This is a genomic window from Acinetobacter colistiniresistens, assembly GCF_000413935.1.
GTDB lineage: Bacteria > Pseudomonadota > Gammaproteobacteria > Pseudomonadales > Moraxellaceae > Acinetobacter > Acinetobacter colistiniresistens.
Genome location: NZ_KE340384.1, coordinates 26,213 through 41,892, shown reverse-complemented (window position 1 = coordinate 41,892; position 15,680 = coordinate 26,213). Strand labels below are relative to the sequence as shown.

Here is a 15,680-nt window from a genome sequence, read left to right as displayed (position 1 = left end):
CTAGGTTAAGCGTATGGCAAATTTAAAAGAAATTCGCGCCAAAGTAGCTAGTATCAAGAGCACGCAAAAGATTACTCGCGCGATGCAAATGGTAGCTGCTTCGAAAATGCGTCGTGCGCAAGAGCGCATGGCTCAGGGCCGTCCGTATGCCGATAATATGCGCCGTGTAATTGCTCACTTGGTCCAAGCAAACCCTGAATACAAACACCGTTATATGGTTGAACGCCCAGTTAAGCGTGTTGGCTATATCGTAGTGTCTTCAGATCGTGGTTTGGCAGGTGGCTTGAACATTAACTTGTTCAAGAAAGTTGTGCAGCATGTCAAAGCACAACAACAGCAGTCAATTGAAGTTGAATTTGCTTTGATTGGTCAAAAAGCGGTTTCGTTTTTTAAGAATTACGGCGGTAAAGTGCTTGGTGCAACGACCCAACTTGGCGATGCGCCGAGTTTGGAACAGTTAACAGGCTCAGTGCAGGTTATGCTTGATGCATTTGATAAGGGCGAATTAGATCGTATCTACCTCGTATCAAATGGCTTTGTCAATGCAATGACTCAGCAGCCTAAAGTTGAACAACTTGTTCCTTTAGCACCGGCAGAAGAAGGCGATGACCTCAACCGTACTTATGGTTGGGACTATCTCTACGAACCAGAAGCAGAAGAATTGTTAAATGGTTTGTTGGTTCGCTATATCGAGTCTATGGTTTATCAAGGTGTGATTGAAAACGTTGCATGTGAGCAGTCAGCTCGTATGGTCGCGATGAAAGCAGCGACAGACAACGCAGGACAATTGATTAAAGACCTACAGCTCATTTACAACAAGCTGCGTCAAGCCGCGATTACTCAGGAAATTTCCGAGATCGTTGGCGGTGCCGCTGCCGTTTAACATTATTAAGTTTGAATTGAGGAGACAGCAATGAGTAGCGGTCGTATCATTCAGATCATCGGCGCGGTTATCGACGTCGAGTTTGAGCGCAATAGCGTTCCTAAGATCTATGACGCTCTCCAAGTTGACGGTACTGAAACTACATTAGAAGTTCAGCAACAGCTTGGCGATGGTGTTGTTCGTACCATCGCAATGGGTTCTACAGAAGGTCTTAAACGTGGCCTAAATGTAACTAGCACAAATGCACCGATTTCTGTTCCAGTAGGTCCAGCGACACTTGGTCGTATCATGGACGTATTGGGTCGCCCTATCGATGAAGCAGGTCCTGTAGCGACTGAAGAGCGTTTGCCGATTCACCGTCAAGCCCCTTCTTATGCTGAACAAGCAGCTTCGACTGATCTTTTAGAAACTGGTATTAAAGTCATCGACTTACTCTGCCCGTTCGCGAAAGGTGGTAAAGTTGGTCTGTTCGGTGGTGCCGGTGTTGGTAAAACCGTTAACATGATGGAGTTGATCAACAACATCGCGAAAGCTCACTCAGGTTTATCTGTGTTTGCTGGTGTTGGTGAGCGTACTCGTGAAGGTAACGACTTCTATCACGAAATGAAAGATTCTAACGTTCTTGACAAAGTAGCAATGGTCTACGGTCAGATGAACGAGCCACCAGGTAACCGTTTACGCGTAGCGTTGACTGGTTTGACCATGGCTGAATACTTCCGTGATCAAAAAGACGAAAATGGTAAAGGTCGTGACGTATTATTATTCGTCGACAACATCTACCGTTATACACTTGCGGGTACTGAAGTATCAGCATTGTTAGGTCGTATGCCATCTGCAGTAGGTTACCAACCGACACTTGCAGAGGAAATGGGTGTTCTTCAAGAGCGTATTACGTCGACTAAATCTGGTTCGATCACATCGATCCAAGCAGTATACGTACCTGCCGATGACTTAACAGATCCATCGCCTGCAACAACGTTTGCTCACTTAGATGCTACTGTTGTATTGAGCCGTGACATCGCATCTTCTGGTATTTATCCAGCGATCGATCCACTTGACTCAACTTCACGTCAGTTAGACCCATTAGTGGTTGGTGCTGAGCATTATGAAATTGCACGTTCTGTACAGAACGTATTGCAACGTTATAAAGAGCTTAAAGACATCATCGCAATCTTGGGTATGGACGAGTTAGCTGAAGAAGATAAATTGGTTGTTTACCGTGCACGTAAAATCCAACGTTTCTTCTCTCAACCGTTCCATGTTGCTGAAGTATTTACGGGTGCGCCTGGTAAATTAGTACCACTTAAAGAAACGATTCGTGGCTTTAAAGGTCTATTAGCTGGTGAATACGATCACATCCCAGAACAAGCGTTCTATATGGTTGGTGGTATTGACGAAGTGATTGCTAAAGCCGAGAAACTTTAATTAGCAACTCTAATTTAAGGAGATTCTCATGGCGACTATGCAATGTGATGTTGTAAGTGTTAAAGAGTCGATTTACTCTGGACAAGTTACGATGTTAATCGCAAAAGGTGCGGGCGGTGAGCTTGGTATTTTACCAGGACATGCGCCACTCGTAACTTTGCTCCAACCGGGCCCGATTCGTGTTCAGTTGGAAAATGGTACAGAAGAAATCGTTTATGTATCAGGCGGTGTGTTAGAAGTTCAACCTCACGTTGTGACCGTACTTGCAGATACTGCAATTCGCGCTGACAACTTGGATGAAGCTGCAATTATGGAAGCTCGTAAACAAGCTGAAGCATTGTTAGCCAATCAAAAGAGTGATTTGGACTCAGCTGCGGCATTGGCATCTCTTTCAGAGATCTCAGGCCAGCTTGAAACAATTCGTAAAATCAAAAACCGCGCACTTTAATTACTGCAGGTTCGAGATTAAAAAAGCCACCGTCAGGTGGCTTTTTTATCGCAAATTGAAAATTAAAAGAATTAATCTCTAGGCATTCGAATCGGCTTTATGATTGCCCAATACCAAAGTGGCCAGTTTCACCATGTCCATTTGAATGCTATTAAACTGTTTCTCGATCTTGGCAAAATCAATTTTTGAAAGGTCGGTTTGACCATGCAAGAGAGGCATATTTAACAGCTGCTGATTGGCAGCCAATAGGCTTTGGCGGATCTGATCGACTTCATCACTTCTGAGATTCAATGACAATAAGGCGTCGTGCAAGTTATGCAGTTGCTGATTTAACTCACCTGTGGTGCTTTGTAACTTCTGTGCATTCTTATCCTGGATCGCCTGCTCTAGATTGCTTTGCGATTGTTTCAGCAGCGTGACATAGTCATCGGTTTCGATCTGAAGCTTGGCAATATCACGGGCAATATTGAGCATATTGCCACGGCTTAAATTCTGGCTTTGCTGCGCAGTTGAGCTGTGACCTTGTTGATCTTCTGGTGTGCTGATGGATTGCTCCAGCTCAGTGGATTGTTCAGCCTGTTGATTGTCCTGTGGTGTTTGGTCACAACCGACCAAGGCAAGCACTGCGGCAAGTGTAGATGTTGTGAGAATGGCTTTGATAGATCGCTTTTCCATCATGGCTGAACACACCAGATTATAAGAGGGAAGTCACTATAGTGAGAAAGTGTGGAGAAAAAAGTGATTTTTGCAATTCTGCAACAGTTTGATGGCAGACGATCATATGGAGAGAGGGAATTCAAATAGAAAAAGAGCAGATCAACTGCTCTTTTTTATATGTTTTTAAAGTTTATTTGGCCAATTCAGCTTCAATGGCACTGACAATACGCTCGTCATCTGCAGTGATGTCTGGTGCAAAACGAGCGACAATTTCACCCTGTTTATTCACGAGAAATTTTTCAAAATTCCATAACACCTCTGGCGGATTATTTGGGGTTAAACCATAATCCACGAGATCTTTCCACCATGGCCCTTCGCCAATACGTTCAGGAATGGCTTGAGTAAGGGTTTGATATAATGCATGTTTGTCATCACCTGCAACCGAGATTTTGGCAAATAGCGGAAAGTGCACGTCATAATTCAAAGAACAGAATTGTTGAATTTCATCATTCGTACCTGGTTCTTGTTCCAAGAAGTTATTGGCAGGGAAACCCAGAATTTCCAAGCCTTGTTCTTTCTTGGCCTGATAGAGTTTTTCTAAACCTTCATACTGTGGGGTTAAACCGCATTTTGATGCGACGTTAACGATAAGCAGAACTTTGCCTTGATATTGAGCAAGATCAACCTCTTGACCTTTGATGTCCTTAACAGGAATGTGATAAACCGACTGGCTCATGGAATGCGTCCTAATTTGTTGTTGTGACAAGACCTGTTTGTTTTAACTGCTATTGCTTCAGAGTGCAATCCTCTTGATATGAATCCATACAAATAATAAGTAAAACCAAAGATTTGTTTTAGACTGCTGAATTTTTGAGTTGAATTGGCGTCTGCCCGGTATAGCGTTTGAAGAATTCAATAAAGCTGGAGCTATGATGATAGCCCAGCGTAAAAGCCAGTTGCTTGATGGTCATGCCTTGCCGAATCTGATTGATGGCAAAAATGATTTTGGCGCGATTACGCCATTCAGATAATGAAAGTTGTAATTCCTGCTGACTAAGGCGTAATACATGTCGTTCGCTGACTGGAAACTGTTGTAAGAGCTGTTGCAGGCTTTGATTAAATTGATCTGGATCTGCCAGTCTTTCCAGAATAGGAGCCAAGATCGGGTGGCTACTTTGTGGGAGGTAATGAGAATAAGCGGGTGCTTGTTTCAGTTGATCCAACAGAACTTGAAGCAGATGTTCACGATATTCAGGCGCAGCAGCCTGTTTTTGCTGCTCAAGGATCTGCAGTACCAAGGCCCGCAAAAATGGTTCGATACTATAACAACGGCATTCAGCACCCAAAAAATCGCCAAACTTCGGATGTAGACGAATACAGATATAATGAATTTCATGCTCAACCGGCAGTGATTGATGTTCGGTTCGTGGGGGTAACCATAATCCATAACAGGGGGGTGATAGGTAATATTTACCTTCAATATCAAACTCTAAAGTCCCATTCAGACTGAAATTGAAATCGCCCCAAAGTGAAGAATGAGGTGTGACAATATCATCCTTTTGATACAGAAATTCATGGACTTCTATACCGTGCAAGAATGGAAATTGTTCAGCAACATCACGCTTCATTTGAGGATCTCATGCTAATTTTCGAAAGTCACTTTGGGGTTATTCAAGCCTTTGGCCAAAGTGAAGATACTGATCAATGCCAAGGCAACAAAACTAATTACACCATAAATTAAGATATTTTCATTGAAATGATCAACCACATAGCCGCCGAGTAATGAACCCGTGGCAATCATCACTTGGAACATCCCTACAAATAGCGGCATACCTTTTTCAACAGCGTGAGGGGCATGCACGAACATCCAGATATTGGCTGAAGTCGGGAAAGCACCAAATGCAAACCCCCATAAAGCAGTCAATACAATTGCCCCAAACTGGTGAGTCGCGAAAATCGGGAAGCCGAAAAATACGATTACAAAACAGATCCCGACAAAGGCGAGCGTATAGCGCACATTTAAATTGCCGCTATAGCCAGCAAATGCATTACCAAAAATACCTGCAATACCGTAGAGCAACAACAATGAACTGATGGTGGTACCATCAAAGCCTGCAATATTTTTAAAGAAAGGCGCTAAATAACTATAGGCACAGAAGTGAGCTAGACCAATTAACAGGACAATCAACATACCACTACGCGCCTTTGGTGTACGGAGTAGGGCGGGCAGATCATGTAAATGAATGGCAGATTCAGGTTTTAGTGCAGGTAAGAAAATCAGTTGCAGTACTAACACCACTAAGCCGATGGCAGCGGTAATTCCAAAGGCGCTGCGCCAACCATAGAATTCACTGAGCCAAGTCCCGATTGGAACACCGAGTACAGTAGCAAAAGTAACACCAGCCATGACAATCGCAGTAGCTTTGGCAATTGGCAAATGTGCGGGTGCAAGTTTGCCACTTAACGCGATGGCGGTGGCCCAGAAGCCGCCAATTGAAATCCCCAGTACCAAGCGGCTAAGCAATAACACATTGAAGCTATCTGCAAAAGCAGTAATGGTATTGGCGATCACCATAATTGCGGTCAGCAAGATCAATACATAGCGTCGATCAAGCTGTTTCACGGAAATGGGCAAGAGCGGCGCTGCAATTGCAGCCATAACACCAGGTAAGGTAATGATTAATCCCGCTGTGCCTACTGAAATATTCAAGTCGGTCGCGACACTATTGAGGACGCCCACAGGTAAGAATTCACTGGTGACCAGTGCAAAGGCAGCAACAGCTACCGCTAAAATTGCATACCAGCTTCCTTGTGTAGTTTCAGTGGGTCGGGTGTCTGAAGAGGTGGATTGTTCCATGTGAATATCCTTATTTGTCAGTAGCATGACAAAAGGGTGAAGAATTGATTAATTTTTTATAACGATCGCTATAAAATAAAATAGTGCATAAATAGAAGGTCGTCAAATGTTTTTATAGTGATCATTATAAAAATATCTGTAAGGCTTATTATAAATTTGCATGGTCGGGGAAATGGATGCTGGAACAGAAAGCAATCAATACGGTCGCCTTAACTTATCGTACTATAGCGGCGACCATTCATCATTGATCACAGACAGGTTCCATCTCAGCCTGTATTATTGTTTTGATAATGGTTTTTAGGATTGTTTAAGCCGCGTGCCAGCGTAAAGATCAATACCAGAGAACAGAAGACCAAGGGCAGCATGGCAAAAAATAAGATCGTACCATTAAAATAATCAACGATAATGCCGCCAAACATACTGCCTAGCGCAATCAGGATTAAAAAGGTCAATGTTACCATAGGCATGCCTTTTTCAACGGCTTCGGGTGCATGGGTAAACATCCAGATGTTGACTGCAGTTGGAATAATGCCATAAGCGAAGCCCCACACGGCAGTCAATATGATTGCAGAGATGATATGGGTGCCAAACAGCGGCAGGCTGAGAAAGGCAAACAAGAAGGCAATACCACTCACTGCGAAGGTATAACGAATATTGATCTGTCCGAGGTAGCCCGCAAAAATATTGCCAAAAATCCCTGCGATCCCATAGACCAGCAGTAAACGGCTAATCAAGCCCTCAGAGAAATCCAGTTCATGCTTAAAAAAGGCAGAAAAATAACTATAAGCTGCAAAATGTGCGAAACCCATAAAAAGAAAGATAATCAGTCCTTTACGTGCAGCCTGATGTTGTAGCAGGATCGGAAGCTCTTTCCAGCGTAGGGAAGATGCGGGTTTCAATTGAGGCAGGTATAGATACTGGAATATAAACAGGAATATCCCCATCAATGAAATCGCCGTGAAAGAGGTTTGCCAGCCATTATATTGAGCCAGCCAGGTGCCCATGGGAACACCCAATACACTGGCTAAAGTGACTCCGAACGCGACCCATGCGGTAGCTTTGGCAATGGGTAAATGAGGGGGTGCAAGACGGCCGCTTAAAGCAACCGCAGTGGCCCAGAAGCCTCCAACAGCAACGCCCAAAATAATGCGCCCGACTAAAAGCAGGAGAAAGTTAGGCGCAAATGCAGTAAGAAGATTGGCAACAATCATGAACAGAGTGAGCAGCAAGAGCAAATTACGTCGATCGAGTGTCTTCGCTGAAATTGGAATCAGCACAGCAGCGAACATACCCACAATTGCAGTTAACGAAACCGTGAGACCCGCTGTTCCCACTGAGATCTGGAAATCCCGTGCGATGTCGTTGAGTACGCCAATGGCAAGAAATTCACCCGTAACTAAAGCAAAGGCACTGAATGTCACTGAAAGCAGCGCGAGCCAGTTCCCTTGCGAAGGGTTTGACTCCAGTGAGCTGATCTCAGTTGCAGATGAGTTTTCCATAAAAATTCCGTTTATTGTTAGTCGGATAACAATAAAATTTAAAAATAATAAGTTTTATAATGATCGCTATAAAATAAAATAGTTGATTAATGTTGCTGCGTCAATTAGTTTGATAGTGATCGTTATGAAAATACCTGTGACTGTTATGACAAATGCACCTGATCCTCTGCCAACACCATGTGATGATAGCTTGAAAAAGAAGCGTGGTCGTCCGAAGTGTTTTGACGAGCAGCAGGCTTTGGAAAAAGCAATGTTGTTATTTTGGGAGCATGGTTATGAAGCTACGTCAATCAGTGATTTGACACAAGCGCTAGAGCTGACTGCCCCGAGTTTATACAGCAGTTTTGGTGATAAAGCTGGGCTGTTTTATAAATGCATCGATTATTATTTGGCACATGAAGCTTGCCCGATAATTCCTATTTTTTTAGAAGCCAAAACCGCCAAAGTTGCATTTGAGCTTTATTTATATGACAACGTCAAACGTTTGGCTCAACCCAATAAACCAGCAGGCTGTATGTTGGTGGTTGCAACCATGAACTGCTCGGACAATGCACAGGCGGTGCAACACAATATTCTGGAAAAACGTTTGCAGACCAAGCAAAAACTGTTTGAACGTTTAGAGCAGGGCGTTGCCAACGGGGATTTGCCAGCAACAGCGCCTTTACAGGAAATGACAGACTTTTATGCAACGGTTGTGCAGGGGCTAACTATTCAGGCACGCGATGGTGCGACGGTTGAACAATTGCATCGGGTGGTTGAACACGCCATGCGTGCTTGGGAGCTATTCTAAGCATAACAGATGTCGTGAGCGCGATATAAATGTCTGAAATTCAATATTTCAATTATTTTGGACATCTTTCACAATATAGCATTGCTGAGATATTGTGAGAAAATGATGGGTCAGTTGAGTAAATACCAAAAATGGGCCTTTGTCTTGCCCTTGATTGCCGTCTTGATTTGGTCGCTGAATATTGCGGTGACTCGTTATGTGGCTGATTATATTTCACCCGTCAGTATTAGTTTTTATCGTTGGTTTGTGGCTTTTCTGATTTTAACACCATTCATGTTGCCCAAGGTATGGAAACAGCGCAGTTTAATTGTGCCATACCTGCCTAAATTAGCGGTGTTGAGTGCTTTTGGGATGGTGTTGTATCAAGGTCTTTCTTATACCGCAGCGCATTATACCACCGCAACCAATATGGGCATTGTGAATGCCTTTGTCCCGATATTTACCATTTTTATCTCTTATTTCATTTTAAAAGATGCACCAAACCGTTTTGCGATTTTTGGCAGTCTGTTGTCCTTTGCTGGCTTGATCTATGTCATGAGCCAAGGGCATATTTCCAGTTTGTTTGCACAGGGCGGACACTGGGGCGATGCGGTGATGGTACTCGCTGTCGGGTTCTATGCCTTTTATGGGGTTTTTCTAAAAAAATGGCAGCTGCAATTGCCATTGCTGACCAGTCTATATGTACAAATTGCGTTTGCATTGTTGTATCACCTGCCATTTCTACTCTGGCTTGGCCTAGATGGGATTAATGCTGAAAATGCAGCCAGTGTTTTCTATGCAGGGGTGTTTCCATCGCTGATTGCACCTTTATTATGGATGGTGGCGGTACAGGCGATTGGCCCAAACCGTACCAGTATTTTTATGAATTTAATGCCTGTATTTACCGCAATTATTGCCAGCCTGTGGTTGTCGGAACATTGGACTGTTTATCATAGCATTGGTGGGATCATGATTCTGATCGGTATTGTCATGGCACAGAAGAAAACTCCTGCAAAGGTAGCGCAGTTACTTCGGAATTAGAAATACGATTTTGAAGCAGGTGTGGGTCCTAGATGTTCCACACTTGTGCAAAATAATTATCACGATCAAGAAATTACTTTTTGGAGCGATTATTGCGCCGTAAGAGAAAGTAGCGGTTGCTAAAAAAATTTATTTTAACAATTTGATTGTTATGAATTTTATTTTTAATTTAAAGAGTGATCTATTTTAATTTTTGTATAACCTTTATTTAAAAATGATCAATTAAAAATATTAAACTGAATGTTGGCGCAAACGTTGCATTTTACCTCTATGTATTCTGGAAAATAGATCATTGTGATTCGAGCAATTTTATTTTCTGGCGTTTATACCATAACAAAATTGGGGTAATGCGATGCCTATTGAAATGAACAAAAATCCAAATACGTTACACGATCAAAGCCCGCAGGGTTTATTTTCAAAATTATTCTCAAAATTTAAAAAGACCGCATTTTGTGCGGCTAGTAGTGGTTTACTCACCGTAGGGGCTCTATCGACAACAGCAACAATGGTGACTGCAGCTTATGCGGCTGATCCACTCAAAGCAGCTTTTGTTTATATTGGTCCGCCAGGTGATCATGGCTGGACATATGCACATGACCAATCTCGCATTCGCACCGAAAAAGATCTGAAAGGAGCAGTAAAAACCACCTTTGTTGCCAATGTGCCTGAAACAGGAGATGCGGAGCGAGTATTTCGTAATCTAGCACAGCAAGGCAATAAAGTGATCTTCGGAACGTCATTTGGCTATATGAATGCGATGGAAAAAGTTTCACGTACTTATCCGAATACCGTATTTATGCATGCGACGGGCTATAAGTCTGGTAAGAATATGGGTAACTACAATATCCGTACCTATCAAGGGGCTTATTTACTGGGTGTATTGGCAGGAAGCAAAAGTAAGACCAATAAAATTGGATTTGTCGGTTCTTACCCCATTCCAGAAGTAGTGCGTAATATCAATGCTTTTACCATTGGCGCGCGTAGTGTTAATCCAAAAATCACGACACAGGTGGTTTGGGTGAGTTCATGGTTTGATCCGGGTAAAGAACGTGATGCTGCATTGGCTTTGATTTCACAAGGTTGTGATGTGTTATTACAAAATACTGATTCGCCAGCAGTTGTTCAGGCAGCCAAACAAAAAGGTGTTTGGGGCTTAGGTTGGAACTCAGATATGGGTAAATTTGGTGGCGATGCGCAATTGGGTGCTGCGGTACTACATTGGGATCCGATTTACGACAAAGTGCTGAAAGATGTTGCTGCGAAAAAATGGAGCAATGCACCGATCTACTCTGGTGTAAAAGAAGGCACGATCAATGTTGAAAATATTGGCACAGCGGTCTCTGCGGATGCCAAAAAGATGGTATTAGCTCGTCGTGATGCGATTAAAGCAGGCAAATTGAATCCATTTGCTGGCCCTCTATATACACAGGCAGGTAAAGAATTTGTTAAGGCGGGGAGTGCTTATACCGAAGCGCAACTCGACAAAATGAACTTCTATGTACAAGGCGTGCAAGGTGTATTGCCAAAATAAAAATTGGGCAAAGTGGTTTAAGTTATATTGAGGAAAATGGGCATGATTACAGGTCAATGGATTCCGTTAGTCCCTTCTATACTGATCGAAACAGGTGAGGTAGAGCAGGTTCTGGTGAGGGGGAAAGATGTTGCTGTCTGGCGTTCCATGCAGGGTCATGTTCAAATCTGGGAAAACCGTTGTCCACATCGTAGTGTGCGTTTAAGTTTGGGGCAGGTACAGGGTGAAAGTCTGGTCTGTGCCTATCACGGTTGGCAGTTTGCCGCAGAAGATGGGCATTGTCAGCGTATTCCTGCTCAGCCTGAACAGCGCGCACCGAAAAGTGTATGTGCAAGATCTTATGCAGTCATGGAAAATTCAGGCCTGATCTGGTATGGCGAAGATGCTTTACCTGACATTGATCCTTTATTTGAGGAAATACAATTAGTCTATGCAGGGTCTGTCACTATCTCGGTCACACTCCCTCAAGTACAAGATTATTTATTGGAAGCGGGTTTGACTGAATGCGCTATGCATAATGGATTGAGTTGGCGAGATGATGCAGCAGATCGTAGATTGCGTATTTATCTCACGCCGACACAGACCAATGTTGTAACGGTACATGCCATGCTATTACAAAGCGCAAAGCCTACTCAATGTTATCCTTTATTAAGACAGATGCGAGAAAATCTGGAGTCGGAGAAACTCAGCCATGCCTAATACACAGCAGTATTCGCAGATGATTTCATCTAGTTTGATGGGGGAATGGATTGTGGTTGCGTCAGAGCAGGAATTCGTTCGGTGCCAGCAGATAAAAACATGTCTGGATGGACAAATTTTAACGATCCATCGAGATATCATCAATGATGTCCATGTTTATCAGGTGAAGTTCGATTCACTCGATGTAGACATGTTGAATTTGGCTGTGCAAGTGGCTTTTGGGTTTGTATGGTTATGTGTCGGAACTGAAAAAAAACCATTATTTCAGCTTGATGAATATGAGGTTGTAGAGGCACGCCGTGTGCCGTGTGGTGCTTACGGGGTACGCACTTCACCACTACGTGGCATAGAAAATTTTCTGGATATGGCACATTTTCCGTATGTCCATACTGGTATTTTGGGAGCTGAACCAGAAACTGCAGTCAAACCCTATCACGTTGAATGGCGTGAAGATGTCGATGAAATCTGGGCAACGGAGTGTTTTTTTACGCAACCACTTGCCGCACCGAGTTCACCCCAGCCGCAGGAAACTGAATATATCTATCGCGTTGCTTCCCCCTTAAACGCGATTTTATATAAAGTGAATACTGCGGCTAAGGGGATTATTCCTGCTGATGTAGTGTGTCTTTTTATTCAACCCCTGAGTGAAACTCATATTCGGGCGCATTTGCTGATGATTTTGGATGATCAGACGAGCAGCATGACCGATATGGTTTTATTTCAGCAGAAAATTTTTACTCAGGACAAACCGATTCTGGAAAATCATGTGCCTTTAAAACTTCCTTTGGACAAACTGGAAATTCCGACCAAAGCTGATGCACTGGCGACTGCATATCGCAAATGGCTGATCACCAAGAATTGGAGCTATGGAGTACATAAAAGCATACAAACGGAGCAAGTGGTATGAACGTGAATCTATCAACATTGCCTCTAAATTTTGCCGATGATCCATTATCGACAGATTGCTATAGCGTACGTTTGTTACTTGAGTTTTTACAACTTCCTTACCAGTCTGTATATGCAGATGTTGAACAGTTCGATAATCAATTTGAATCGCCAGTTTTATTAGATTCTTCTTCAAACATATCTGGGCTGATGTTTATCTTTCAATATTTAATTGAATTAACAGGAACACAATCTCAATGGATACCAGTTTATTTGTCATCGCAAATACAGGAGTGGCATGATTTTAATGAGAAACTCAAACTGAGTTTGGGACAATTACGTCAGGCCGGTCTGACAATGGATCAATTTTTGACAGATGAGAAAAGATTACTTCAGCAGGCAGCGCAGCAGTTCCGTGAGCTGGATGATCATTTATGTGAGCAAACCATTTGCGGACACCGTTATTTATTGCGTGGGCAACTGACGGCCGCTGACTTGATTGTATTTCCTCAAGTTGCATTGGCTTGGGATGCGGGTGTAAGTTTGCTGCCTTTTTTACACATTCGTCGTTGGATCAATCATATTCGCCATCAACCAAAATTTATTCCAATGGCTGGTTTATTGGCTATCAACTGAGATAAATCGTAAAAATCGTTTTTATTTTCATCATTATGAATCGTTCTGCCTTATTGTAGCCCAGAGATGGTATAAATTTTGCCTATGGACTCGGGTGATCTTAGATAAGGACAGATTGGTGATTCATCCTACAAATAAATGGGAAGCATTAGATGCACATTTGCTGCAAGTTTTATATATGCTTTTAACAGAAAAAAGTGTCTCTAATGCAGCCAAACGACTAAATCAATCACAACCGGCCATTAGTACCGCTTTAAAAAAATTAAGGGAGATCACAGGTGATCAGCTTTTGGTGCGTAGCCGTAATGGCATGACCCCTACTGAGCGTGGTTTATCCTTACTCGAGCCAGTGAGTCAGGTATTAAGCCAGCTTGAATTAATTGCCACCCAACAAGTTAATTTTGATCCGGCACAATCGCGTCAGATATTTAATCTGGCAGCATCGGACTATTTAAACCCCATCGCGATTGGTGAAATTCTTCGCAGGATTCATGTTGAAGCACCCCATTGCACGGTCATCATGCATTCCATGGGACATAATGTAGATTATGCACACGCATTGGAAAGTGGTATGTACGATGCGGTGATTGGTAACTGGCCACAGCCTCCTGAATATTTACGGCTTGCTCCATTGTTCGAGGATGAAGTGGTCTGTTTGCTGCGTAAGTCACATCCTCTGGCGCATAAGACCTTGTCGATGGATGATTATCTTAATGCTGATCATATTGCTCCAACACCTTATACCGTTGGGCAACGTGGAGTTATCGATTTACATTTATCCAAAGAACGCCTAAAACGTAATATTGTGGCATTTATTCCGTACTTTGGAATGATTCCTTATATGCTGCTACAACTTGACGCGATTTTTTCTGCGCCGCGCTCATTTTCTCGCCATTATAGTGCATTATTGCCTTTGACTATTTCCGATGCGCCAATCCAGTTTCCCAAAATTTCCTATTATCTACTTTGGCATGAACGTCAGCATCGTTCTCCTGAGTTTCGCTGGTTCAGAGAGTTGGTGATTTCGGTTCTGAGAAACGATAGTCATGTGGTCAATTAACCAATATCTAAGCTCATTGTCTCAATTACTTCTGCTTAAGCACAGGAAGATAACGCTCATTTTCCTGTGCTAAATTCTGTCTGTGATTTCATGACATCGGTTCAAAACAATCATCTTATTGTTTATATCTGTTTTAACATAAGCAACATTGCACATTTTTAATATGCCAATCTTTGGTAGGAAATTTGCCTTTATCACAGGGTCAGATCGTTTTGCATTGGGCAAACGTGATTTTTGAAAAGCCATCATTATGAGTCTTGAGATGAATATTGTGAGCTTTGATCTTGAGAACATGATAAGGGGAAATGTGCAATGAAGGTATTCCAACAAGAGAATGCATTAAAAACGCTAATGACTGCTATGGCTACTATTCTGGGGGGAATTGGAACCATGCAATCTGTACAGGCTTCCACATGGAGCGATACCTCTATTGGATGGCGTTATGGATCACAATTTGCAGAACCGTATAAAAATGATTCAGATGGCAGTCGTACCGATATCACCAAACAAATTTTTAATCTGACCCATGCCAGTGGTGATAAGTATGGTTCAAATTTCTTTAATGTCGATTTGCTTCAGTCAGATGATGAACCGAATAGCACTCAATCCAATGCTAAAGGAACTCAGGAAGCCTATGTGGTCATTCGTCGTTATCTGGATGTTGGCGCCATTACTAAAACAAATTTATCTGTACCAGGTTACATTCGTGGTGCAGGTTTAACATTGGGGCTGGACTGGAACACTAAAAATGATAGTTATGGTTCAAAAAAACGTATGTGGGTCGTAGGGCCAACTATTCAATTTGATGTGCCTGGTTTTCTAGATTTTAGCGTATTGGCATTATTTGAAAGTAATGATCCTTCATCAGATACCCCGCGATTTGGGTATTCTTCGGGGCGTTACACCTATGACACTCATGCTGCTGCACAGTTTACATGGGGCATTCCAATTGGAAAAACACCGCTATCTTTTGAAGGATATGCACTTTGGATTGATTCAAAAGGAAAAAATGAGTCTGGTGGTGATACAAAAGCTGAAACCCATATTGATGTAAGTGTGATGTATGACTTGGGCCCAGTTATTGGGTTAAAAGGCAGCAAGTTACGCGCAGGCGCAGGCTATGAGTATTGGAAAAATAAATTTGGCAGTGACAGCGATGGCTTTGCAGGAAAAGGTGCCACGGCCAGTACACCAATGGTTCGGGTTGACTATCATTTTTAAAAATATCGGCAATGATGCAGATAGAGCCTAAATAGAAAATTTTTACTTACGCTCCGTCTTTAAGATCAA

The 15,680-nt window shown here is 42.7% G+C and carries 16 protein-coding genes; 11 read left to right on the top strand and 5 right to left on the bottom strand.

Going from position 1 to position 15,680, the window contains the following annotated elements; translation table 11 throughout:
- Positions 1–13: 13 nt before the first annotated feature.
- From atpG to F907_RS00725, 3 genes are read left to right on the top strand one after another with little or no spacing between them, the layout of a single operon-like run.
- Entirely contained in the window at positions 14–883 is an 870-nt protein-coding gene (gene atpG / locus F907_RS00715) for a F0F1 ATP synthase subunit gamma (RefSeq protein ID WP_005240419.1), read from the top strand.
- Between the two features lie 30 nt (positions 884–913).
- Positions 914–2,308, top strand: a complete 1,395-nt coding sequence (gene atpD, locus F907_RS00720; RefSeq protein ID WP_004656517.1) for a F0F1 ATP synthase subunit beta — start codon at positions 914–916, stop codon at positions 2,306–2,308.
- 28 nt (positions 2,309–2,336) lie between these two features.
- Positions 2,337–2,756, top strand: a complete 420-nt coding sequence (locus tag F907_RS00725; protein WP_004773226.1) for a F0F1 ATP synthase subunit epsilon — start codon at positions 2,337–2,339, stop codon at positions 2,754–2,756.
- 78 nt (positions 2,757–2,834) lie between these two features.
- Here the strand turns inward: F907_RS00725 and F907_RS00730 are convergent, their stop codons facing one another.
- The 5 genes from F907_RS00730 to F907_RS00750 form a co-directional block, all read right to left on the bottom strand.
- The gene (locus F907_RS00730) at positions 2,835–3,434 is read right to left on the bottom strand and encodes a hypothetical protein (RefSeq protein WP_005240417.1); all 600 of its coding nucleotides are present in this window, start codon (positions 3,432–3,434) and stop codon (positions 2,835–2,837) included.
- A 169-nt stretch (positions 3,435–3,603) separates the two neighbouring features.
- Positions 3,604–4,149 (bottom strand): glutathione peroxidase, encoded by a 546-nt coding sequence (locus F907_RS00735; protein WP_005240415.1) that lies wholly within the window; start codon positions 4,147–4,149, stop codon positions 3,604–3,606.
- 118 nt (positions 4,150–4,267) lie between these two features.
- Positions 4,268–5,041, bottom strand: coding sequence for an AraC family transcriptional regulator (locus F907_RS00740; protein ID WP_005240413.1), 774 nt, complete (start codon positions 5,039–5,041; stop codon positions 4,268–4,270).
- A gap of 14 nt (positions 5,042–5,055) precedes the next feature.
- Complete coding sequence (locus F907_RS00745; protein WP_005240411.1) at positions 5,056–6,270, bottom strand: MFS transporter; 1,215 nt, start codon at positions 6,268–6,270, stop codon at positions 5,056–5,058.
- Positions 6,271–6,536: 266 nt separating this feature from the next.
- Complete coding sequence (locus tag F907_RS00750; RefSeq protein ID WP_005240408.1) at positions 6,537–7,769, bottom strand: MFS transporter; 1,233 nt, start codon at positions 7,767–7,769, stop codon at positions 6,537–6,539.
- A gap of 136 nt (positions 7,770–7,905) precedes the next feature.
- On the opposite strand from F907_RS00750, the gene F907_RS00755 reads away from it, so the two are divergent.
- From F907_RS00755 to F907_RS00790, 8 genes are all read left to right on the top strand, one after another.
- Complete coding sequence (locus F907_RS00755) at positions 7,906–8,559, top strand: TetR/AcrR family transcriptional regulator (protein WP_370538958.1); 654 nt, start codon at positions 7,906–7,908, stop codon at positions 8,557–8,559.
- A 105-nt stretch (positions 8,560–8,664) separates the two neighbouring features.
- Positions 8,665–9,579, top strand: coding sequence for a DMT family transporter (locus F907_RS00760; protein WP_005240405.1), 915 nt, complete (start codon positions 8,665–8,667; stop codon positions 9,577–9,579).
- A 352-nt stretch (positions 9,580–9,931) separates the two neighbouring features.
- Positions 9,932–11,110, top strand: coding sequence for a BMP family ABC transporter substrate-binding protein (locus tag F907_RS00765; protein ID WP_005240403.1), 1,179 nt, complete (start codon positions 9,932–9,934; stop codon positions 11,108–11,110).
- A 42-nt stretch (positions 11,111–11,152) separates the two neighbouring features.
- Positions 11,153–11,809 (top strand): Rieske 2Fe-2S domain-containing protein, encoded by a 657-nt coding sequence (locus F907_RS00770; RefSeq protein WP_005240401.1) that lies wholly within the window; start codon positions 11,153–11,155, stop codon positions 11,807–11,809.
- Positions 11,802–12,716: a hypothetical protein gene (locus tag F907_RS00775; protein ID WP_005240399.1), complete on the top strand. Its 915-nt coding sequence runs from the start codon at positions 11,802–11,804 to the stop codon at positions 12,714–12,716. The genes F907_RS00770 and F907_RS00775 overlap by 8 nt, the downstream gene beginning before the upstream one ends.
- Positions 12,713–13,330, top strand: a complete 618-nt coding sequence (locus F907_RS00780; protein WP_005240397.1) for a glutathione S-transferase family protein — start codon at positions 12,713–12,715, stop codon at positions 13,328–13,330. The genes F907_RS00775 and F907_RS00780 overlap by 4 nt, the downstream gene beginning before the upstream one ends.
- Before the next feature lie 118 nt (positions 13,331–13,448).
- Positions 13,449–14,390, top strand: a complete 942-nt coding sequence (locus tag F907_RS00785) for a LysR substrate-binding domain-containing protein (RefSeq protein WP_005240395.1) — start codon at positions 13,449–13,451, stop codon at positions 14,388–14,390.
- 312 nt (positions 14,391–14,702) lie between these two features.
- Positions 14,703–15,611 carry a hypothetical protein gene (locus tag F907_RS00790; RefSeq protein ID WP_005240392.1) on the top strand — a complete coding sequence of 303 codons (909 nt, stop codon included), beginning with the start codon at positions 14,703–14,705 and terminating at the stop codon, positions 15,609–15,611.
- The last annotated feature ends 69 nt before the right edge of the window (positions 15,612–15,680 follow it).

What these genes read in the sequence shown, in the direction of transcription:
- atpG (WP_005240419.1), top strand. Translation starts at nt 14, where the DNA reads ATGGCAAATTTAAAAGAAATTCGCGCCAAAGTAGCTAGTATCAAGAGC.
- atpD (WP_004656517.1), top strand. Translation starts at nt 914, where the DNA reads ATGAGTAGCGGTCGTATCATTCAGATCATCGGCGCGGTTATCGACGTC.
- F907_RS00725 (WP_004773226.1), top strand. Translation starts at nt 2,337, where the DNA reads ATGGCGACTATGCAATGTGATGTTGTAAGTGTTAAAGAGTCGATTTAC.
- F907_RS00730 (WP_005240417.1), bottom strand. Translation starts at nt 3,434, where the DNA reads ATGATGGAAAAGCGATCTATCAAAGCCATTCTCACAACATCTACACTT.
- F907_RS00735 (WP_005240415.1), bottom strand. Translation starts at nt 4,149, where the DNA reads ATGAGCCAGTCGGTTTATCACATTCCTGTTAAGGACATCAAAGGTCAA.
- F907_RS00740 (WP_005240413.1), bottom strand. Translation starts at nt 5,041, where the DNA reads ATGAAGCGTGATGTTGCTGAACAATTTCCATTCTTGCACGGTATAGAA.
- F907_RS00745 (WP_005240411.1), bottom strand. Translation starts at nt 6,270, where the DNA reads ATGGAACAATCCACCTCTTCAGACACCCGACCCACTGAAACTACACAA.
- F907_RS00750 (WP_005240408.1), bottom strand. Translation starts at nt 7,769, where the DNA reads ATGGAAAACTCATCTGCAACTGAGATCAGCTCACTGGAGTCAAACCCT.
- F907_RS00760 (WP_005240405.1), top strand. Translation starts at nt 8,665, where the DNA reads ATGGGTCAGTTGAGTAAATACCAAAAATGGGCCTTTGTCTTGCCCTTG.
- F907_RS00765 (WP_005240403.1), top strand. Translation starts at nt 9,932, where the DNA reads ATGCCTATTGAAATGAACAAAAATCCAAATACGTTACACGATCAAAGC.
- F907_RS00770 (WP_005240401.1), top strand. Translation starts at nt 11,153, where the DNA reads ATGATTACAGGTCAATGGATTCCGTTAGTCCCTTCTATACTGATCGAA.
- F907_RS00775 (WP_005240399.1), top strand. Translation starts at nt 11,802, where the DNA reads ATGCCTAATACACAGCAGTATTCGCAGATGATTTCATCTAGTTTGATG.
- F907_RS00780 (WP_005240397.1), top strand. Translation starts at nt 12,713, where the DNA reads ATGAACGTGAATCTATCAACATTGCCTCTAAATTTTGCCGATGATCCA.
- F907_RS00790 (WP_005240392.1), top strand. Translation starts at nt 14,703, where the DNA reads ATGAAGGTATTCCAACAAGAGAATGCATTAAAAACGCTAATGACTGCT.